This is a genomic window from Paenibacillus sp. H1-7 (assembly GCF_022354825.1).
GTDB lineage: Bacteria > Bacillota > Bacilli > Paenibacillales > NBRC-103111 > Paenibacillus_S.
Genome location: NZ_CP031168.1, coordinates 322329 through 341888, shown reverse-complemented (window position 1 = coordinate 341888; position 19560 = coordinate 322329). Strand labels below are relative to the sequence as shown.

The following is a 19560-nucleotide window of genomic DNA, read 5'->3' as shown; positions in this document are numbered from 1 at the left end:
GTCTATTATACTACAGATGTATGGTTGAAATGAAGTGCCCTCCATCTTCATGGAAACGGAATGCTCAGTGTGAAGGTCGTGCCGAAGCCTTTCGAGGAGACACGGATATGTCCGCCGATATCATGGATAATCCGCTGGCATATCGATAGGCCCAGTCCGGTTCCTTCTTCCTTCGTTGTAAAAAACGGGTCGAATATTTTATCAATGACAAACAGCGGGATACCAGGTCCCGTGTCATGAATTTCGATATTTACTTTTCGCTCCTCAGGGTCCACCCTTTCCGTTATGGTCAACCGGCCTCCGTCGCCCATGGCTTCGATGCCATTTTTGCATATGTTCAAAAATACCTGCTTCAACATCTCCCTATCTGCTATCACCATAGGCAATTGGTCTGAAAGCTCGCATTGTACGATGACCCCATGTAGAATCGCTTCATTATTTATTATAGGCAAAATATCTCTTACCACTTGGGATAAATGGACAGAGGTATACGATACGTTCTTGGGCTTGCTGAGCAGCAAAAACTCATTGACCAGCTCGTTGATCCGGTTCATCTCCGTCAGCATGACGTCCGTATAACCGCATTCCCGCTCCAGTCCTTGCTCCGAAAGCGTTTTACGAAGCACCTGAAGAAACCCCTTGATCGAAGTCAAAGGATTGCGGATTTCATGTGCTGTTCCCGCCGCGATCTGTCCGATCATGGCCAGACGGTCGCTTCTCTGCACCTGCTCCTCCAGAGAACGAAGATTGGTTACATCTTTGAATATGATGTATGCGCCTGCAATTTGATGGTCGTCATCGCGCAGCACGTTCGAATCGAGCAGAAGCTCGTAACGTTCCTCGTTGTTCGTCCACGATAAAGCATGATTACGCACTACCACTCCGTCCAAAATGCTGCGCTGCACCATTTGATGCTCTGCCGGAAGCGTCGCAAAAATGTAGTCCAGCGGCTTCTCAAGTACATCCTTTTTTACCAGACCGAGCACTCGGCACGCCATGTCACTGATATCAATCAATTTAAAATCCGTATCTATGAGAATAACTCCCAGATTGACATCCTTGATAAAAGTTCCGGCGAATTGCTGTAGCAAATTCAACCCCCGCTGCAACGTGCCACCTCCTAAATACCCTGACTTGTCCTAGTTAACTTTAGTATACAATTCTCCTAAATTTTTCATTTTCCTTCTCTAAACGCAAAAAAACACCGTCTTTCGGCCTTCTGCGGCTCGATCGACAGTGTTCGCGCGTCCATTCTCAAGTAAAAAATAATACCGTGCACCTACCTTGATATTACGATCCAAGTGGAATTTTTAGTCTCGGCTCAAGTTAGGCCACCCTCCGGCACATGGAAACTCATGCTTATGGCTGCTTCCTTCCGGACCTGACCAGATTCACATGCATCCATTGCGGAGGACCCGACTCTCAACACCGATTCTAAAACCCAAGCCTTACATCGCAATACCGCGAATAGGCGTTCAACCCCGCTATAGCGGATTGCGGGTTACAGGGCACCGCTACCTCCCCGTCTAGCACGGCAAAGATAAGTATAGACGATAACAGGACAAATATCAACCTATAACAATAATTACCGCGATACGGATACTTTAACGGTATAGCGAGGCATTGCATGCGTTAGCTTCTCGGAAGCTTCCTTCTGAACGGCGGCCACCTGTTCGTCCGTCAAATCCGGCCGTACTTTGATGCGAACCGTTGCGATTGGCCCATTCATGTTGATGGTCGAGCCGGTAATGTTCGGTATCGGCTGAAGAGTGTCCTTCATCAGCTGCGTATCGGCCCTGTAATTATGGTACGTCGGACTCATGGGCATATTCGGATTTACGTCGGATAGTCCCAGCAACCCGTCCCGGGAATACGATTTGGCTTTGATTCCATCCTGCTTCTGGCATGCCGTCCCCATGCAAGCCGCAGAAGCAGTAAGCAGAAGCAGCAAAGCAATTTTGGCTTTCATAACAAAAACACCTCCTGCAAGCCATACTAAGAAGCCTGGTTGCTGAGCTTGTACCGGTTAACCGATTCAGGCTGCAACTTTGTTCTTAGGATAGCCACAGGAGGCTTGTTTATGCTGTAAAACGTCTGGAAACCGGCAATCGATTAGATGCCGTATTTCTTTTTAAATTTATCAACGCGACCGCCGGCATCAACGAATTTTTGTTTACCGGTAAAGAACGGGTGGCAAGCGGAACAAATCTCCACGCGCAGGTTTTGCTTGATGGAGCCAGTCTCAAACGTATTGCCGCAAGCGCAAGTAACCGTTGTGTTATGGTACGTAGGATGGATTGCTTCTTTCATTGCTTTCACCTCTTTTGCCCTGAAACACCATGTGAATCAGAGTTATTAAATACACACATGCGAGCATTATAGCATGTTGCCTATAGTCAACGCAAGCTGTTTTTGAGCCTGATCAAATCCTCTGGAGTATGAGTATACGAGCCCAAAACAACGCCGGGAAGCTCCTCGCGGAATATTTCCAGCATTTGCTTCATGCCGAGCAGCTCGCCTTGCGGTTTGGGAATCAGGTTCAAGTAGCTCTCGGGGTCGATGTTCAGATTGCGGAGCTGAATCAGCTTCAAGTCGGTCCGCCGCGCAAACTCGATCATCGCCTCGATCTCTTCCTCCCGGTCCGTTACGCCCGGAAAGATCAAGTAATTAATGGAAGTGTATACTCCCTTATCAGCTGCATACCGAAGCGATTTCTCCACGTTCTTCAACGTGTAGCCGCGGGGCTTGTAATAGGCGTTGTAATGATCGTCCAATGCGCTGATCGTGCTGACACGCATCAGATCCAGTCCGGCGTCCACAATCCCCCGGATATGATCCGACAATCCGGCGTTCGTATTAATGTTGATGAAGCCCATGCTCGTTTGCTGTCTGACTCTGCGCATAGCCTCAATGATGATCGGAGCCTGTGTCGAAGGTTCCCCTTCGCAGCCTTGGCCGAAGCTGATAATGCTGTCCGGCGTCTGCAAATGCTCCAGCATGACCTGAACTACTTCGTCCACGGTCGGTTTGAAATTCATCCGGGTCTGCGGAGCAGGAAACCCGCTGTCGTCCGGCTGTTCGGAAATACAGCCGAAGCAGCCCGCGTTACAGGAGAACGATACGGGAACCGCTCCCTCCCACCGGTTTAAGAACGTGTTCGACGCCGTCAGACATTCGTACCCGAGGGCGCAATTGGACAAATGCTGATACAGCCGATTATCGCTGTATTTGTCCAGCAAGTGCTTGACCTGCACCTCCAGCTCGTCCGGATCGCAGTTGCGCGGATTCCAGCGCTCGGGGTCATCGCTCTGGTGAGCGGCGACGTAAAACCGTCCGTCCTTCCAGACGGCGGCCGTATAGCCGAAGAGCGGAAGCAGCTGCGTTTTGTCGGACTTCACGTACCCGGGGATCAGAAGACGGGTGAAGCCTTGCGGCAGCAGCGCACCAACCGCGGTGACATCGCCCGGAACCACCTCCATCTCGCCGGTTTCCGAGTTGATTCCGACAGGTCTTGTATAAGGCAGGCTGACGAGCGTCGCCCCTTCCGGCAGCGGAATCAGCTCCTCCTCCATAATGTCCGTTATCATATCTCCATTGCGGCCGAGCGCTGTATAATCGGGATGATCGAACACGTTCCCGTCGCGGTCGGCATATAGCAGATTCATGGTCAAAGCTCCTATCTAGTTGAATTACGACGCGGAGTTTTTCACTCTCTTGGAGGAAGAGGACGAGGAGGATGCAGACGCCGATGAGCTCTGGCCGCCGCCCGAGTTCCCGCCGCCGTTTTTCTCCAGCATATCCAAAAACTCCTGATTCGTCTTGGAGTCGGCAAGCTTCTTAAGGAAGGCTTCCAAATATTCGTGAGAGTCGTTCATCCCTTTGCGGATCGCCCATACTTTATCCAGCTCTTCTTTGGTCAAGAGCATTTCCTCTCGGCGCGTACCGGAACGGCGAATGTCGATCGCCGGGAAAATCCTGCGTTCCGCCAGCTTGCGGTCCAAATGAAGCTCCAAATTGCCCGTCCCCTTGAACTCCTCGTAAATCACATCATCCATACGAGAACCGGTTTCAATAAGCGCCGTAGCCAAAATCGTCAGGCTGCCGCCTTCCTCAATATTGCGCGCCGCCCCGAAGAAACGTTTCGGACGATGGAACGCTCCCGGGTCGATACCCCCGGACAATGTACGTCCTGTCGGCGGCACGACCAGGTTGTATGCGCGCGCCAGACGAGTGATGCTGTCCATCAGAATAACGACATCCTTCTTATGTTCGACAAGACGCTGAGCCCGCTCCAGAACCAGCTCGGCGACCTTGATATGATTTTCCGGAAGCTCGTCAAAGGTCGAAGCTACGACTTCGCCTTTTACCGACCGCTGCATGTCCGTTACTTCCTCCGGTCTCTCGTCGATCAGCAGAACGAACAGCTCAATATCCGGATGATTCGTCGAGATGCTGTTGGCGATTTCCTTGAGCAGCAGCGTTTTACCTGCTTTTGGCGGAGCAACGATCAAGCCGCGTTGTCCTAATCCTACGGGAGCCAATAAATCCATAAGACGTGTGGAATAGTGCGTAGGGGATGTTTCCAATACCAATTTCTTCTGCGGATAAAGAGGAGTCAAAGCCGGGAAGTGCAGCCGTTCCGCAGCCGTTACGGGATCTTCTCCATTCACGGCCTCTACATGAAGCAGTCCGAAATACCGCTCGTTCTCCTTAGGCGGCCGGCATTTCCCCGAAACCAGGTCACCCGAGCGCAAATCGAATTTGCGAATCTGGGATGCCGAAATATAAATGTCCTCGGAGCTCGGCAAGTAGTTAATCGGCCTCAGGAAGCCGAAGCCATCCTGGAGAATTTCCAGGACGCCCTGCATGAACATAAGTCCGCCCTTCTCAGCCTGCGCCCGTAAAATGGCAAAAATAAGCTCTTTCTTTTTCAATTGGCCGTAATAAGGAATTTGATGCTTTTTGGCCAATTGGTACAATTCCGTCAACTTCAGTGCCTCTAGTTGTGCTAGATGCATATCCATAATTTCCAACCACCAAACTATTATATTTTCAAGGCTTTTGAAATATACTCTAGCATTTTTGTATCGAATGAGAGTTTGTTCTATCCGTTATCGTCATAACAACTTCTAGCATTACCCAAAAAGGAACCGCCTATACGGGCCTACTCTTGCTTGCGCCAAACCTCTGCGCCCAATTCTGATAGATTCGCGACCAAGCGGTCATAGCCCCGGTCGATATACTCCACTCCGCTGATTTCGGTGACTCCGTCGACGACCGTCAAGCCCGCGATGACGAGAGCTGCGCCGGCGCGCAAATCCGTCGCCTTTACTTTGGCAGCGCTTAAGATGCTTCCCTCGATGACGGCGGAACGCCCCTCCACCTTAACCCGCGCACCCATTCGCACAAGCTCGGGAATATGCTTGAAACGGTTGCTGTAAACGTAATCGGTCAGGATGCTTACACCTTTGGTTTGCGTTAACAAGCTCGCCATCGGCGACTGCAAATCGGTAGCGAAGCCCGGATACACGAGCGCTTTGACATCTACACTCTCATAAAACGGCTGTCCGACGACACGAATCGATTCGTCCATTTCATAAATATGAACGCCCATTTCCTGCAGCTTGGCTGTCAAAGCCTCCATATGCTTTGGAATGACGTTGTCTACTATTACATCGCCGCGCGTTGCCGCAGCAGCTATCATATAAGTGCCGGCTTGAATCCGGTCCGGAATAATAGAATGGCGGCAGCCATGCAAAGAATCCACGCCTTCGATACGGATCGTTTCCGTACCTGCGCCTTTTATTTTGGCCCCCATGGAGTTCAATAATGTTGCTACATCTATAATTTCAGGCTCTTTGGCCGCATTTTCAATCAAAGTAACACCTTTGGCGCGAGAAGCTGCCAACATAATATTAATAGTTGCTCCTACGCTAACGACATCCAGATAAATCTTAGCACCGCGAAGTTCCTTGGCTTGTATATGTAAGGCACCGTTCTCCGTGCTTACACGCGCACCCAGCGCTTCAAAACCTTTAATATGCTGATCGATCGGACGCGGTTCAAAATTACAGCCGCCAGGCAATCCGATCGTTGCCTCTCCAAATCTTCCAAGCAGCGCTCCCATCAAATAATAGGAAGCTCTCAACTTCTTGACATTGCCGTTAGGCATCGGCTTCGACCGCAGCGCGCCCGGATCGATGATCATCTGATCCTCTTTCCATTCGACTGTCGCTCCAAGCTCCTCCAACAATTCGGTATAAATGGCTACATCGCTCAATATCGGCAAATTATCCAAGGTTACCGTCGTCTCCGATAATATAGCGGCCGGGATCAAAGCGATCGCGCTGTTTTTGGCGCCGCTTATTTGAACCGTCCCACGCAGTGGACGCCCTCCGGCGACCATCAATTTCTCCATTCGTCCCTCTTCCTCCCACATGACTGCTTTAAAGCGCTAAACAGATGAAATCAACCTAAATTCAGGATGAATCGAAAAAACAATATGAAGGGAAACGCATCTTGCGATGCATTTCCCGAACAACACACTTAAGCTTGGTTGGAGCTTCCGAACAATTGAATTTTGGATTTAACTACTTCAATCATGGCTTTGCGGGCAGGAGTGAGGTATTTACGAGGATCGTACACTTTTGCGTCTTTGTTCAGCACTTCGCGAATAGTTTCGGTACATGCTACTTGGTTTTCCGTATTGACGTTGATTTTGCCAACCCCTGCTGCAATGGACTTTCTGATCATTTCGTCAGGCACGCCGGATCCGCCGTGAAGAACTACAGGTACCGGAATCGCGCTGGATACTTTCTCGATAATATCGAAGCGGATGTTAGGCTCGCCTGCATACATGCCGTGCGCCGTACCTACAGCAATCGCCAGGCAGTCAACGCCGGTTTCCTCGTAGAAACGAATCGCTTCTTCCGGTTTAGCCAAGCTTGCATTCTCTTCGTCAACGCTGATATCGTCTTCCACGCCGCCGATAGTTCCAAGCTCGCCCTCTACGGATACGCCCATTGCGTGTGCCGCTTTAACTACTTCTTTAGTCAAACGGATGTTTTCCTCGAAAGAGTAGTGGGAGCCGTCGAACATAACGGAGCTGAAGCCTGCGCGGATACATTTCATCGCTACTTCAAAGCTGCTTCCATGGTCCAGGTGCAATGCGATAGGCAGGCCGGATTTCTTAGCAGCCGCTTCAGCAATGGCAACCGTAAATTCGATACCCATATACTTTAACGCTCCTTCACTTACGCCGTAAATGAAAGGAGATTTCAATTCCTCCGCCGCTTCGACGATAGCTTGGGCAAATTCAAGGTTGTTCATGTTGAATTGACCCACCGCGTACTTGTTCGCTTTTGCCTTAGGCAAAAATTCGTTCATTGAAACCAATGGCATGTGTCTCTTCCTCCTAGTGTTCTGTATAGTGACCGAGTTAAGTGCGAAGACCGCTCTTGTGTCATACTGGGTTATTATATCATATAAAGCATGAAATGATAACCAAGCCCCCAGCTTTTTTCATTGTACAGAAAATGGTTCCGCTAGAAAAATAGAGTGTTTCTTCCATGAAATCAGAGCAAAAAAAAGAGACCCTGAATATCAGGATCCCACTGCGTATGAACTGTTGCCTGTAAGTCTCAATTGATTGTTGACAGCGTGACGAAGCTCGTCAATATCGAATGGCTTGGTGAAATGCATGATCGCTCCCAGGTCCGTCGCTTCCTTAATCATATCCAACTCGCCGTACGCAGTCATCATGATTACTTTGATGGAAGGGTCAATGCTCTTAATGTGCTTCAGGATGTCGAGACCGTCCATGCCGGGAATTTTCATATCCAGCAGAACAAGATCGGGAGAAGCGGTTCTGACAATTTCCAGAGCCAGCTTTCCGTTCGACGCTTGGTACGTTTCATACCCTTCGCTGCTGAACACTTCCATCAACAAGATTCGAATACCGTTCTGATCATCAACTATGAGCAGCTTCTTCTTCAATACGGTAACCTCCTCGTTCCGCTATCATATGTTTGTCGGATTTCCGTCCTGTCCATACTGTCCTAACAAGATTAATTCGATACGAATAGCGAATATCCTGCTTCGATTTGCGGAAAAGTTGAAAAGTTTACAAAAAAAGGAGTTTGTGAAGAACGAGCGCACATGGTGTTGATTATCAAATATGCTGTCGGATTGTGATCTATGACTAATTTTTCATTTGAAATGCCGCTTGTACGAAATGCTTGAACAACGCTTGCGGACGGTTAGGGCGAGACGTGAATTCCGGATGGAATTGCACCGCCAGGAACCAAGGGTGGTCCGGACACTCGATAATTTCAACCAGACGTCCGTCCGGGGAAGTACCGGTGATTTTCAGCCCGGCCGCTTCCAGCGCGTCGCGGTACTGGTTGTTGAACTCATAACGGTGACGGTGTCTCTCGTATACGAGCTCGTCGTCATAGCAGCGCATAGCAAGCGAGCCTTCCGTCAATTTGCAAGGATACAAGCCGAGACGCATCGTGCCGCCCAGGTCTTCGATATCCTTTTGCTCCGGAAGCAGATCGATAACCGGATACGGCGTCGTCGGATTGATCTCGGAGCTGTTCGCGCCCTCGAGCTTCAGCACGGAACGCGCATACTCGACAACGGCAACCTGCATACCGAGGCAAATGCCGAAGAACGGAACGTTGTTCTCGCGGGCATAGCGGATGGCCGCCACTTTTCCTTCGATGCCGCGATCGCCGAAGCCGCCCGGAACGAGGACGCCCTGCACTCCCTTCAACAGCTCGGCCACATTGTGGTCGTATACTTCCTCCGCGTTAACCCAGCGGATCTTGATTTCCGTATTGCTGTCGATTCCTGCATGGCCCAACGCTTCGACAATACTCAAGTATGCGTCATGAAGCGCCACGTATTTGCCGACAATAGCGATTTCGGTTGTATGCTTCAACGACTTGACGCGCTGCACGAGGCTTTCCCATTCCGTCATGTTCGGCTCGTTCGTCGTCAGCTTCAAATGGTTCACCACGATGTCGTCGAGGCCTTGCTCGCGAAGCATCATCGGAACCTCATACAAAGTGTCCGCATCCAGACATTCTACAACCGCCTTCTCGTCGATATCGCAGAACAGAGCCAGCTTGCGCTTCATGTCCTCGGATAGCGGGTGCTCCGTGCGGCATACGACAACATGAGGCTGAATGCCGATGCTGCGAAGCTCCTTCACGCTGTGCTGCGTCGGCTTCGTCTTGACTTCGCCGGCCGCTTTCAAATAAGGAATCAGCGTCACGTGAATGTACATTACGTTCTCGCGGCCGATGTCGCTCTTGATTTGACGGATCGCCTCGATGAACGGCAAGCTCTCGATATCGCCAACCGTACCGCCGATTTCGGTAATGACTACGTCGGATTGCGCTTCACGTCCGGCACGGAATACACGGTCCTTGATTTCATTCGTAATGTGTGGAATAACCTGAACGGTACCGCCCAAATATTCGCCGCGGCGTTCTTTCGTAATGACGGAAGAATAGATTTTGCCTGTCGTTACATTGCTGTTCTTGGACAGGTTAATATCGATAAACCGCTCGTAATGGCCCAAGTCGAGGTCGGTTTCCGCACCGTCGTCGGTAACAAAAACTTCCCCGTGCTGATAAGGGCTCATCGTTCCCGGGTCCACGTTAATATAAGGGTCGAATTTTTGAATGGTAACTTTCAAGCCCCGGTTCTTCAGGAGCCTTCCGAGCGATGCTGCCGTAATCCCTTTGCCTAATGAGGAAACGACGCCCCCCGTGACGAAAATATACTTGGTCATGTCTAGTACCCTCCAATAATAAATAGTATTGCGCGAAATCAGTTCCCATAAACGGAAGGTAAGCAACTTCGGCGATAAACACATCACGATCCGCCGGGCTGCATGCCAAAAACTCCCATAAAAAAGAAAAAAGTCCCCCGACTTGCGCGGGGCACTTTATAGTCAAGACATACGTCATGATACGAACGTTTCAAAAGCCCAAAAAATAGTTTACTCTGATCGATGTTCGCTGTCAAGTAAAGTGGACGATCAGATTTACTTATCGTCGTCATCCTCTTCTTCGTCGAAATCTTCTTCCGCCTCTTCATCCAATTCTTCGTCGGATTCTTCGCCAAGCTCGGCATCCTCAAGCTCTTCTTCCGCTTCGTCTTCCTCGAAGAATTCCGTTTCTTCCTCGGCTTCTTCTTCCGCTTCGAAGTCGTCCTCGTCACGCACTTTGTCGAAGGAGTCGTAGTCTTCTTCCTCGGCAAAAGTATCTTCTTCCTCGGCGAACAAATCCTCGTCATCCATATCGTCGTCTTCGTCGTTGATAATGCGAGGACGCTTGCCGCTGCCGACGGCATCTTCGGATTTCTCCACAGGATACCACCGCTTCAAGCCCCACAGATTGGTGCCGACGCAGGCGAACCGGCCGTCGATGTTGATCTCTGTATATAGTTGAGCGATTACGTTCATAACATCGTCTTCAGAAAGGCCTTTAATTTTGGCGATTTCCGCCATCAGATCCCGATAATAAAAAGGCGTATTGGCCGCTTTTAACAATTCAAATGCAAGGTCCACCATCGGCATTTCTTTGGCTTGCTCCGCATTGACCTTGAGAGTGTACTGTGCACTCATCCAAGCACATCCCTTCGAACATTTTACAAGAGTCCTAACTAAGAATATCCATTATACTCATTTAGTAAACCTTATTTTATGTAAAAAAGCAACTAGCAGTCTACCCTTCCGGCCAAAAAAGAAAGAGGCGGGGGAACTATAAGTTCCCCTGCCCTTTGACTGTATCCGTGGGGGACGAAGAACAACACCCCCAACCCTTATGAACACCGAAGAGAATCGCTTCATTCTCTCTATTTATCCTATGTTCAAGTTTCCCGTATGACACGGGTTCCGACCCAATTATTTTTATAAAGGTTATGTGCACATGCCGCAGGAAGTCCCTCTACATACGATAAAGAAACTGTTGACTACAGAGGCCGAAGTATGGGGGGGACGATCAGCCGTGAAACCATCCACATTCGTAAAATGGCTTCATAAAGCGATGAAGGGGTCGGAGAACGCCGACTGCAAGCACATCATCCGATTCACCGATTCAAAACAATATTCGGCATGCATTGAGCAAATCAAGCGCATGATGTCCACATGGACCGTTCTGCAGGATGTACAGCCCTTAGCCATCATCAACGCCATCTCCTGTACACTGCAAACTCCCGGCCTCCTCTCCGATGTTCCTTTTGTCCATTCCATTGAACCGGATACGCGAATGAGCGTTCATGCATCCAAAGCAGTCCAGGTCACCCAGCCGATCGGCGGTAAAGCATCCAGAGAGAAGACGCCGAACATTCCTTGGGGGATCAAACATATCCGTGCGCCGCAAGTATGGAGCAAATCGAAAGGAGACCGCATTCATATCGGCGTTATCGACACCGGAGCGGATTATTCGCATCCCGACTTGCGCCATTGCCTGTCCTACGGCATCAATCTGCTGAACCGGTTTCTGCTCCCGAGCGACGACAACGGTCACGGCACGCATATTGCAGGAACGATAGCCGCATCCAGCCGGCAGCGCGGAATCATCGGAGTAGCCCCGCAAGCGATGATCCACCCGGTCAAAGCGTTCGACCACCAAGGCAGCGCCTTTGTGTCCGATATTATTAGCGGCATCGATTGGTGCGTGAAAAACCAGTTTCATATTATCAACATGAGCTTCGGAATGAAAACATACAGCAAAGCGCTGGAATCGGCCGTCCGCAACGCCTTTGACTCAGGTGTCATCGTCGTAGCCTCGTCAGGTAACGAAGGCAACAAAGCAGGCATCGATTACCCGGCCCGGCTGCCCCAGGTCATAGCCGTGGGAGCGACGACACGCCGCGGATACATTGCTCCCTTCAGTAATACGAGCAGAAAAATCGACATCTATGCTCCCGGCGAAAAAGTGTATTCGACATGGCTGCGCGGCAAATATAACGAGCTGAGCGGCACCTCGATGGCGACGTCGCACGTAACCGGCGTCATCGCGCTTATGCTGGCACGGAAGCCGGGGTTAAAGCCGATGCAGGTGAAAGCCATCATCCAAAAAAATGCCCGCCTGATTATGAAAGCAAGCAAATCGGGCATGGGAATCAAAGAAATTCATGCCTTGAGGGCGGTCGGCGCTGTCAAATAACGCCTATCGGCTCTACGGGTGCAAGCCCATACGAAAAACCGCCTGGAACCTTAAGTCCCAGGCGGTTTCTTTTTTTGAATTAGGAGGACGCGGCGGGCAGCTCCGCAATCGTCAACCGAAGGCGGAACTCTCCCGTCTTCTCTCCCGCAACAAGCAGATCGTAGGTCCAGTCTACGATGCCCAACCCGTCTATCAGCTCGGACGTTATCGAGCGGGTCATTGTCTGCAGCTGCAAAACCCCCTGCGGGGTTTCGTATGAGCCGCTGCATTCCCGGCCAGTGGCAAATACAAGCTCAGACCGGACGGTCCCGCTTCGAACGAGCCGGATCCGGTCCTGCTCGAGCTTGATGGTCGTGACGGTGCCCTTCATCTCCGGGTCCGCCTCGTCATACCGCACATAATAATGGTCGCCCTTCCGGTACAAGTCTCCCGCCGCATTCTGGCGGATACGCTGTCCGTCGGCGAAGCTTTCGATACTTACGTGCACCGGTTTCTTCATGCTCCGCACCTCCTGTTACTCGCTACAGTGTACCGAACGGAGCGGGCAATTTCAATCCCCGGGTATGGATAAGCAGATCGGCCGATTATCCTTGGCGCTGCAAAATGACGACACCGTTAGCCGCAAGCTCCAGCGAGCCGTTGAAGCTGGAGCCGCTCAGCAGATCGGTGTACGCGCCCTCCGGCAGCGTAAGCTGCGCCGCTGCGGCGTTGTGATTGAGCGCGAATACATAGCGCTCTCCGTCCGCCGCCCGGCGTACGGTAAGCTCTACGCCCTCCGGCGCCTGCAGCGGCGCCTGCAGCTCCAAATCGGCCAAGATGCGGCCGATCAGGCTCTTCGTAAATGCGGCTTCCGCTTGAGTGCCGACATAGTACGCTCTGCCTTTACCGAACGCATGTTCCGTTACGGCCGGAGATCCGGCGAAGAAGTCGGAGGTGAAGCTCGCAAGCGATCTCGCTCCCTCCAGCTTGATCAAATCCGCCCACAGGCTGCAGCTGTATTGTCCATCCGCCTCGCCAAGACCTTCGACGGCGATGCCGTTCGTCTGTCCCGGAAGCATCGGGTCGAACTCCTCGACGCAAATGCCGAGCACCTTGCGCAGCGGCGCCGGGTAGCCGCCTAGATGCAGACGGTCGTTCTCGTCGACGATTCCGCTGAAGAACGTCGTGAGCAGAGTGCCTCCGCCCTGCACGAACGATTCCAGGTTGGCTTGAACGCCCGGGGCCACCATGTACAGCGCCGGAGCGAGCACCAGCTTATAGCCGCTCAGATCGGCGTCAGGCTGTACGAAGTCTACGCCAACGTTATGCTCGAACAGTGCTTTGTAATACTGCTTTACCTGCTCGAGGTAAAGGACGTCGCGGCTCGGCTTGGAATCGAGCTCGAGCGCCCACCAGTTGTGCCAATCGAAGACGATGGCCACTTGTGCTTCCACGCGCGATTCGATCAGCGCATCCAGCCGCTGAAGCTCCAGCCCGAGCTGCTCCACCTCGCGGTAGACGCGGCTGTTCTCGTCGCCGGTGTGCGTCACCATTGCGCCGTGGAACTTCTCGGCGCCGGCCTTGGATTGGCGCCACTGGAAGAACATGACGCCGTCGCCGCCGTGCGCGACCGTCTGGTAGCTCCACAAACGCATAACGCCCGGGCGTTTCAGCGGGTTTTGCTGACGCCAGTTCACCTGGCTCGTGACCTGCTCCATCAAAATAAACGGCTGGCCGCCCTTCAAGCCGCGCATCAAATCATGCTGCATGGCTGCGAATACCGGAATGCCGCCCGTCGGCTCCGGATAGCTGTCCCATGTAATAACATCCATGTGCTTGGCCCATTCGAACTGGTCGAGCGGCTTGTGCGCGCCCATCAGGTTCGTCATGATAGGAAGCTCCGGCGTGATCTCCCTCAAGATGCGATACTCGCCCAAATAAGCGTCGAGCAGGCTGTCGGACATAAAGCGCATATAATCGAGCTGCTGGCCCGGGTTGGCATATGTCGGGGTTTTGCCCGGCAGGCCGATCTCTTCCCATTCGTAATACTTCTGGCTCCAGAAGTTCGTGCCCCAGCGCGCGTTCAGCTCGTCCAGCGTGCCGTAGCGCTTTTGCAGCCAATTGCGGAACTCCAGCGTACACTCGTCGCAGAAGCAGCGCGAAATATGGCACGCATATTCATTGTTGATATGCCACATAGCCAGCGCCGGGTGGTCCTTGTACCGTTCCGCCAGCATGCGGACGAGCCGCTGCCCGTACAGGCGGAACGCCTTGCTGTTAGGGCAATAGTGCTGGCGCGAGCCCTGCGCATAGCGCGCCCCGTTCTCGTCCACCGGGAGCGATTCCGGATGCAATCTTGCGAGCCATGCCGGCGGCGAAGCGGTGGCCGTGGCCAAGTCGGCCATAATGCCGTTCTCGGCAAGCAAGTCCATCAGCCGGTCCATCCAGGCGAAATCGTACTTATCCGGCCCGGGCTGCAGTGCCGCCCAGCTGAAGATGCCGATGCTGACGATATTGACACCCGCCTTTTTCATCAGGCGCATGTCGTCCTTCCATACTTCCTCCGGCCATTGCTCCGGATTATAGTCTCCACCGTAGAACAGATGAGGCAGCTTTACATTTTTGGAAATAGCCATGACCATTCATCCTCCCCAATTCGCAAATATGGTTATAAAATAAAGCAGTGGAACAACCTCAAATACGATCATATGCATAGGATACGATCTTCCGGAGTATGATTTCAATCGGATCATTTTCTTGTTAATATAACAATATTCACATCTAACTTTCACAGCAGGAAAAGGCGGTGCGCGCGATGGACTACAATGTATTCGGGATCATGACGGAGACCGATTTGAAGCTGCCGGTTTATGTAACCAATGCTGGCGGCTGGCGCAACCAGGAGCCGATGCATCGGGAAAGGGGCTTCCCGGACTACCAATGGATCCAGACGATCAGCGGCTCCGGGCAGCTGGAGGTCGGGGGCAAGCCGTACACCGTCAGCAAAGGTCAGGGCATGTTCCTGCTTCCTAACGAAAAGCACGGCTATGCCCCGGTCAAAGAGCCTTGGACCGTCAAGTGGGTGACCTTCAACGGGGCTCACATGGCGGAGCTTCTCGCATCGATGCATTTTGACGCTTCGGCCGTACTGTACCTGACCAATCCCGACATCACGTTGAATAAAATTAACGACATCGTATCGCTGCTGCAAACGGAGGACCCGCTGCGCGGCGCCGAGTGCTCGGCGCTCGGCTACCAGCTGCTGCTCGACCTATTCCTGTACGCATCCCGCTCCGAGGTCCGCTCCAAGAAGCAGCATGCGGAGCAGCTGGCTCCGGCATTCCACTTCATCGAGGAGCATTACGACCAAGCCATCAGCCTCCAGCAGCTGGCCGACCGGCTCGGGGTGACGCCTCAGCATACGTGCCTGCTGTTCCAGCAAGCGCTCGGCATTCGGCCGTTCGCCTACTTGACGCGCTACCGGCTGCGCAAGGCCAAGGAACTGCTGCTGCAGGAGCCTGCTATGGAAATCAAGGACATCGCCCGCAAAGTCGGCTATGAGGACAGCAGCTATTTCATCAAGCTGTTCAAAAAGCAGGAAGGCGTCACCCCAAGCAGCTTCCGCAAAATCCATCGGCTGCCGACTTAGCGCAACTAATCCAGCGCCGGCAGCGTCTATTAATGGTGAATGATCCCAATTCTTTAAATTCATTTAATTCATTTATTTCCATGATGAGATGCATGGCAACCGCCGGAGTGTGAAGCAAAACCAATGACATCGAACTTATCCAGACGGTCTTTTATGAAAAAAATGATTTATGGTGTCGCCGGCCTCGCCTTAGCTCCTGCAGCCGGCTACATGTACTCGCGTTACGCCGAGCCCGGATGGCTGAGAACAACCGAAGTCACCATTACGCTCAAGCGGCTTCCCCCTTCGTTCGACGGAATGCGCATCGTCCAATTCAGCGACGTTCACCTAGGCTTTCATTACACGACAGAGCAATTAGCCGGGTTGGCCGGCCGTATTCAGGCGCTGAACCCGGATTTGATCTGCTTTACCGGCGATCTGTACGACTCTGCCGTCGGCAGCGACGCAATTCCAACCGTCGAGGTATTGTCCCGGCTTCACGCACCGCTCGGCAAAGGCGCCGTTCTCGGTAACCACGACTACTACGGGAAAGAGTCGGAGAAAATCATCTCCATCTTGACCGACGGCGGCTTCTCGGTGCTCATGAACCGGTCCGTCCCTCTGCAACGGGGACAGGAGCGCATATGGCTGGGCGGCGTCGACGATATGTGGGACGGCAGGCCCGATCTGCCCCGCACGTTACAGAACGTGCCGGAGAATGAGTGCGTCATCCTGCTCGCACATTGTCCCGACTACGCGGATTTGGCGCTCAAGCGATCCGTCGATTTGCAGCTGTCGGGACACAGCCATGGCGGCCAGGTCCGGCTGCCCTTATTCGGCCCGGTAGTCCTGCCCGCCTACGGCCGCAAATACGTTGCAGGACATTATGTTCTCGGCGGCGGTAAGCTGCAGGTCTACACGAATCGAGGCATCGGCGTATCCGTCTACCCGGTCCGCTTCAACTGCCGGCCCGAGCTCACGGTGCTGACGCTGCGGCGTGGGTAGGCTGCGGACCGCATACAGCTTTTTTATGTGCAAGCGACAGCCCATTTCCCATCTAACAGCAAAGCCGCCCATAGGAAGTATCCTTCCATGAGCGGCTTCGTCATACCCTCGGCCGATTTATTTGTACCGTCTCGCGAGGAAAAATTCTACGATCGGCTGAAGCACGAGCGACAAGCATAAGGCGATAAACAACGTTACATTGCCGAGGTCGTCCTTGCGCACAAAGACGATCCGGTCAACAATCCAGAGCAGAAACAAAGCAACGACCATCATGTAGTAGCTGATATTGGCGCTTTTCGCACTGATTTGCCGCCCCATCTCATCCCTTTGCGCTTTGGAGTCGAGCCCCCACGTGATCAGCTGCATGAGAGCCATCAGCAAGATCGGGATCGAAATCAGATCACTAGTCGTTACCGGCTCCCCCGTGCTGTATTTCGTCCATGTCCGTATCCCCATATAAATCAGAAACGCTCCGATTACGACTCCAAGTATCCATTTCCATCTTGTTAATTGTGCAGTCTTCATTAGCTGATTCCCCCTGTAGTAAAATTCACTGCGATTTTGCTATGGCCGGCTTCCTTGAAACACAAACAGCTCATCGACCGTAACGCTTAATATTTGAGCCATCTGAAAAGCTAACACAAGGCTCGGATCGTACTTGTTATTTTCAATGGCGTTAATCGTCTGACGCGAGACACCGCAAGCCTGAGCCAAATCCTCTTGCGATAAACCCTTGAACTTCCGCAGCTCCTTGATTCGGTTTTCCATTTCGTTACCTCACATATGTCAAATATGTTTTACATTTTTAATTTACCATGGTCCTATAATAATGTCAAACATGTTTTACATTTTCCAAGGCACATAAAAAAAGACAGCCCTTCCTGCCAAGCAGAAAAGGCTGTCCTTCTATTTTCGTTACCTGCTGTTACGCCAGCGGTTCCGTTATTTCACCAAGCCAAGCAAAATTTCGCGAATCAGCTTCGCAGCTACGATTTGCGTTTGCTCCGTCGGATCGTACGCTGGGGCTACTTCAACTACGTCGGCGCCTACGATATTCAAGTTCGCCGCCGCCATCGCGTGGATCGCTCCCAGCAATTCCTTGGACGTAATGCCGCCCGCTTCCGCCGTACCGGTACCCGGTGCGCAGGACGGATCGAGCACGTCGATGTCGATCGTCAAATAAACCGGACGTCCAGCCAGCTCCGGAAGCACCTTTTTCAAAGGCTCCAGCACTTCGAACGGATGGAAATTGATGTTCTCCCGCGCATACTGGAACTCCTCGCGGGAGCCCGAGCGGATGCCGAACTGGTAAATGTTGCGGCCGCCCATCAATTCCGCCGCTTTGCGGAGCGGAGTCGAGTGGGACAAAGGCTCGCCTTCATAGTTCTCGCGCAGATCCGCATGAGCGTCGAAATGAACGATCGCCAGATCCGGGTATTTCGCGTACACTTCGCGGAATATCGGCCAAGAGACGAGGTGCTCGCCGCCCAAGCCGATAGGCACCTTGCCGTCGTTCAGCAGGCCGCGGACGTACTCGCCGATAATTTCCAGACTGCGAGCCGCGTTGCCGAACGGCAGCAGCAGGTCGCCTGCGTCGAAGTACGTAATATCTTCGAGACTTTTATCCAAATAAGGGCTGTACTCTTCCAAGCCGATCGATACTTCGCGAATGCGGGGAGGGCCGAAACGGGAGCCCGGACGGAAGCTGACGGTAAAGTCCATCGGCATGCCGTAAATCACCGCGCGGGAAGCCTCGTAGTTGTCGGAGCTCAATATAAACACGTTGCCGGAATATTTTTGATCCAAACGCATGAGTTACACTTCCTTAACTTATTGGAGTTGAGGTCGGGAATCCGTGTCTTGCTTTATTTGCACAGATCTTCCACGAATTTAGGCAGCGCGAACGCCGCTTTGTGCAAACGCGGAGAATAGTATTTCGTATCGATTTCCGGAATTTTCGTTTCGTCGACTTGCAGCGGATCGTACTTTTTGCTGCCCATAGTAAACGTCCACAAGCCGCTTGGATACGTAGGGATATTAGCGCAATACACGCGAACGATAGGGAAAATCTCTTTCACGTCGCGGTTTACGGTCTGGATCAGGTCCGCCTTGAACCAAGGGTTGTCCGTTTGCGCTACGAAAATGCCGTCGTCCTTCAACGCTTCGAAAATACCTTGATAGAAGCCGCGGGAAAACAGCTCTACAGCCGGACCAACCGGTTCCGTGGAATCGACCATAATGACGTCGTATGTATTTTTATGGTCATGAATGTGCATGTAGCCGTCGTTCACGATCACTTGGACGCGAGGGTTGTCCAGCTCGCCTGCGATGGAAGGAAGGTACTGCTTCGAATATTCGATAACCTTACCGTCGATTTCGACAAGAACCGCCTTCTCCACTTCAGGGTGCTTTAATACTTCACGGATAACGCCGCCGTCGCCGCCGCCTACAACGAGGACATGCTTCGGATTCGGATGCGTGTACAGCGCAGGATGAGCTACCATTTCGTGATAAACGAACTCGTCCTTCACCGTAGTCATAACCATGCCGTCCAACACAAGCATAGTTCCAAATTCTTCCGTTTCGATCATTGCAAGATCTTGAAAATCGGTTTTTTCCGTAACGTAAGTCTTGCTGATTTTAGCCGTAATGCCGAATTTCTCGGTTTGTTTCTCCGTGTACCATAATTCCATTATAATCACCCTTCTTTCTTAATATTGCCGGACTATATTTAACGTTATCAACGGGCCGGTTCTAATCCAT

The 19560-nt window shown here is 52.2% G+C and carries 19 protein-coding genes and 1 other RNA gene; 3 read left to right on the top strand and 17 right to left on the bottom strand.

The genetic code is table 11. From position 1 onward, the window contains the following. Positions 1-47 precede the first annotated feature (47 nt). From DVH26_RS01570 to rpoE, 11 genes are all read right to left on the bottom strand, one after another. Complete coding sequence (locus DVH26_RS01570) at positions 48-1109, bottom strand: ATP-binding protein (protein ID WP_239630855.1); 1062 nt, start codon at positions 1107-1109, stop codon at positions 48-50. Between the two features lie 162 nt (positions 1110-1271). Beyond that, positions 1272-1535, bottom strand: an RNA gene (gene ffs / locus DVH26_RS01565) — signal recognition particle sRNA large type. Between the two features lie 50 nt (positions 1536-1585). Further along, the gene (locus DVH26_RS01560; RefSeq protein ID WP_239630854.1) at positions 1586-1969 is read right to left on the bottom strand and encodes a hypothetical protein; all 384 of its coding nucleotides are present in this window, start codon (positions 1967-1969) and stop codon (positions 1586-1588) included. Positions 1970-2112: 143 nt separating this feature from the next. Continuing rightward, positions 2113-2310, bottom strand: a complete 198-nt coding sequence (rpmE, locus tag DVH26_RS01555) for a 50S ribosomal protein L31 (protein ID WP_079911082.1) — start codon at positions 2308-2310, stop codon at positions 2113-2115. 86 nt (positions 2311-2396) lie between these two features. Then, entirely contained in the window at positions 2397-3665 is a 1269-nt protein-coding gene (locus DVH26_RS01550) for a radical SAM family protein (RefSeq protein WP_239630853.1), read from the bottom strand. A 24-nt stretch (positions 3666-3689) separates the two neighbouring features. Continuing rightward, the gene (rho, locus tag DVH26_RS01545) at positions 3690-5024 is read right to left on the bottom strand and encodes a transcription termination factor Rho (RefSeq protein WP_239630852.1); all 1335 of its coding nucleotides are present in this window, start codon (positions 5022-5024) and stop codon (positions 3690-3692) included. 140 nt (positions 5025-5164) lie between these two features. Next, positions 5165-6418 carry a UDP-N-acetylglucosamine 1-carboxyvinyltransferase gene (locus DVH26_RS01540; protein ID WP_239630851.1) on the bottom strand — a complete coding sequence of 418 codons (1254 nt, stop codon included), beginning with the start codon at positions 6416-6418 and terminating at the stop codon, positions 5165-5167. A gap of 128 nt (positions 6419-6546) precedes the next feature. Beyond that, positions 6547-7401 (bottom strand): class II fructose-1,6-bisphosphate aldolase, encoded by an 855-nt coding sequence (gene fba / locus DVH26_RS01535; protein ID WP_239630850.1) that lies wholly within the window; start codon positions 7399-7401, stop codon positions 6547-6549. Positions 7402-7602: 201 nt separating this feature from the next. Beyond that, a complete protein-coding gene (locus DVH26_RS01530) occupies positions 7603-7995 on the bottom strand; it encodes a response regulator (protein WP_239630849.1) in 393 nt (130 codons plus the stop codon). Positions 7996-8200: 205 nt separating this feature from the next. Continuing rightward, positions 8201-9802 carry a CTP synthase gene (locus DVH26_RS01525; RefSeq protein ID WP_239630848.1) on the bottom strand — a complete coding sequence of 534 codons (1602 nt, stop codon included), beginning with the start codon at positions 9800-9802 and terminating at the stop codon, positions 8201-8203. 255 nt (positions 9803-10057) lie between these two features. Next, positions 10058-10639, bottom strand: a complete 582-nt coding sequence (gene rpoE, locus DVH26_RS01520; RefSeq protein WP_239630847.1) for a DNA-directed RNA polymerase subunit delta — start codon at positions 10637-10639, stop codon at positions 10058-10060. Between the two features lie 382 nt (positions 10640-11021). Here rpoE and DVH26_RS01515 point away from each other — a divergent pair, with 382 nt between their 5' ends. Further along, entirely contained in the window at positions 11022-12185 is a 1164-nt protein-coding gene (locus DVH26_RS01515; RefSeq protein ID WP_239630846.1) for a S8 family peptidase, read from the top strand. Between the two features lie 79 nt (positions 12186-12264). On the opposite strand, the gene DVH26_RS01510 is transcribed toward DVH26_RS01515, so the two are convergent. After that, the gene (locus tag DVH26_RS01510) at positions 12265-12684 is read right to left on the bottom strand and encodes a YwiB family protein (RefSeq protein WP_239630845.1); all 420 of its coding nucleotides are present in this window, start codon (positions 12682-12684) and stop codon (positions 12265-12267) included. A gap of 85 nt (positions 12685-12769) precedes the next feature. After that, entirely contained in the window at positions 12770-14800 is a 2031-nt protein-coding gene (locus DVH26_RS01505) for a beta-galactosidase (RefSeq protein ID WP_239630844.1), read from the bottom strand. A gap of 179 nt (positions 14801-14979) precedes the next feature. On the opposite strand from DVH26_RS01505, the gene DVH26_RS01500 reads away from it, so the two are divergent. After that, positions 14980-15813 carry an AraC family transcriptional regulator gene (locus tag DVH26_RS01500; RefSeq protein ID WP_239630843.1) on the top strand — a complete coding sequence of 278 codons (834 nt, stop codon included), beginning with the start codon at positions 14980-14982 and terminating at the stop codon, positions 15811-15813. A 153-nt stretch (positions 15814-15966) separates the two neighbouring features. After that, positions 15967-16797 carry a metallophosphoesterase gene (locus DVH26_RS01495; RefSeq protein ID WP_239630842.1) on the top strand — a complete coding sequence of 277 codons (831 nt, stop codon included), beginning with the start codon at positions 15967-15969 and terminating at the stop codon, positions 16795-16797. 117 nt (positions 16798-16914) lie between these two features. Here DVH26_RS01495 and DVH26_RS01490 read toward each other — a convergent pair whose 3' ends face one another. The 4 genes from DVH26_RS01490 to speE all read right to left on the bottom strand — a co-directional run bounded on the left by DVH26_RS01490 (position 16915) and on the right by speE (position 19490). Continuing rightward, the gene (locus tag DVH26_RS01490) at positions 16915-17322 is read right to left on the bottom strand and encodes a hypothetical protein (RefSeq protein ID WP_239630841.1); all 408 of its coding nucleotides are present in this window, start codon (positions 17320-17322) and stop codon (positions 16915-16917) included. Positions 17323-17361: 39 nt separating this feature from the next. Continuing rightward, on the bottom strand, positions 17362-17565 hold the full coding sequence (locus DVH26_RS01485; RefSeq protein WP_239630840.1) for a helix-turn-helix transcriptional regulator: 204 nt from the start codon (positions 17563-17565) through the stop codon (positions 17362-17364). Positions 17566-17739: 174 nt separating this feature from the next. After that, positions 17740-18609: an agmatinase gene (speB, locus tag DVH26_RS01480; protein ID WP_239630839.1), complete on the bottom strand. Its 870-nt coding sequence runs from the start codon at positions 18607-18609 to the stop codon at positions 17740-17742. Positions 18610-18662: 53 nt separating this feature from the next. Further along, entirely contained in the window at positions 18663-19490 is an 828-nt protein-coding gene (speE, locus tag DVH26_RS01475) for a polyamine aminopropyltransferase (RefSeq protein WP_239630838.1), read from the bottom strand. Positions 19491-19560 lie beyond the last annotated feature (70 nt).

What these genes read in the sequence shown, in the direction of transcription:
- DVH26_RS01560 (WP_239630854.1), bottom strand. Translation starts at nt 1,969, where the DNA reads ATGAAAGCCAAAATTGCTTTGCTGCTTCTGCTTACTGCTTCTGCGGCT.
- rpmE (WP_079911082.1), bottom strand. Translation starts at nt 2,310, where the DNA reads ATGAAAGAAGCAATCCATCCTACGTACCATAACACAACGGTTACTTGC.
- DVH26_RS01550 (WP_239630853.1), bottom strand. Translation starts at nt 3,665, where the DNA reads ATGAATCTGCTATATGCCGACCGCGACGGGAACGTGTTCGATCATCCC.
- rho (WP_239630852.1), bottom strand. Translation starts at nt 5,024, where the DNA reads ATGGATATGCATCTAGCACAACTAGAGGCACTGAAGTTGACGGAATTG.
- DVH26_RS01540 (WP_239630851.1), bottom strand. Translation starts at nt 6,418, where the DNA reads ATGGAGAAATTGATGGTCGCCGGAGGGCGTCCACTGCGTGGGACGGTT.
- fba (WP_239630850.1), bottom strand. Translation starts at nt 7,401, where the DNA reads ATGCCATTGGTTTCAATGAACGAATTTTTGCCTAAGGCAAAAGCGAAC.
- DVH26_RS01525 (WP_239630848.1), bottom strand. Translation starts at nt 9,802, where the DNA reads ATGACCAAGTATATTTTCGTCACGGGGGGCGTCGTTTCCTCATTAGGC.
- rpoE (WP_239630847.1), bottom strand. Translation starts at nt 10,639, where the DNA reads ATGAGTGCACAGTACACTCTCAAGGTCAATGCGGAGCAAGCCAAAGAA.
- DVH26_RS01510 (WP_239630845.1), bottom strand. Translation starts at nt 12,684, where the DNA reads ATGAAGAAACCGGTGCACGTAAGTATCGAAAGCTTCGCCGACGGACAG.
- DVH26_RS01505 (WP_239630844.1), bottom strand. Translation starts at nt 14,800, where the DNA reads ATGGCTATTTCCAAAAATGTAAAGCTGCCTCATCTGTTCTACGGTGGA.
- DVH26_RS01500 (WP_239630843.1), top strand. Translation starts at nt 14,980, where the DNA reads ATGGACTACAATGTATTCGGGATCATGACGGAGACCGATTTGAAGCTG.
- DVH26_RS01495 (WP_239630842.1), top strand. Translation starts at nt 15,967, where the DNA reads ATGAAAAAAATGATTTATGGTGTCGCCGGCCTCGCCTTAGCTCCTGCA.
- DVH26_RS01490 (WP_239630841.1), bottom strand. Translation starts at nt 17,322, where the DNA reads ATGAAGACTGCACAATTAACAAGATGGAAATGGATACTTGGAGTCGTA.
- DVH26_RS01485 (WP_239630840.1), bottom strand. Translation starts at nt 17,565, where the DNA reads ATGGAAAACCGAATCAAGGAGCTGCGGAAGTTCAAGGGTTTATCGCAA.
- speB (WP_239630839.1), bottom strand. Translation starts at nt 18,609, where the DNA reads ATGCGTTTGGATCAAAAATATTCCGGCAACGTGTTTATATTGAGCTCC.
- speE (WP_239630838.1), bottom strand. Translation starts at nt 19,490, where the DNA reads ATGGAATTATGGTACACGGAGAAACAAACCGAGAAATTCGGCATTACG.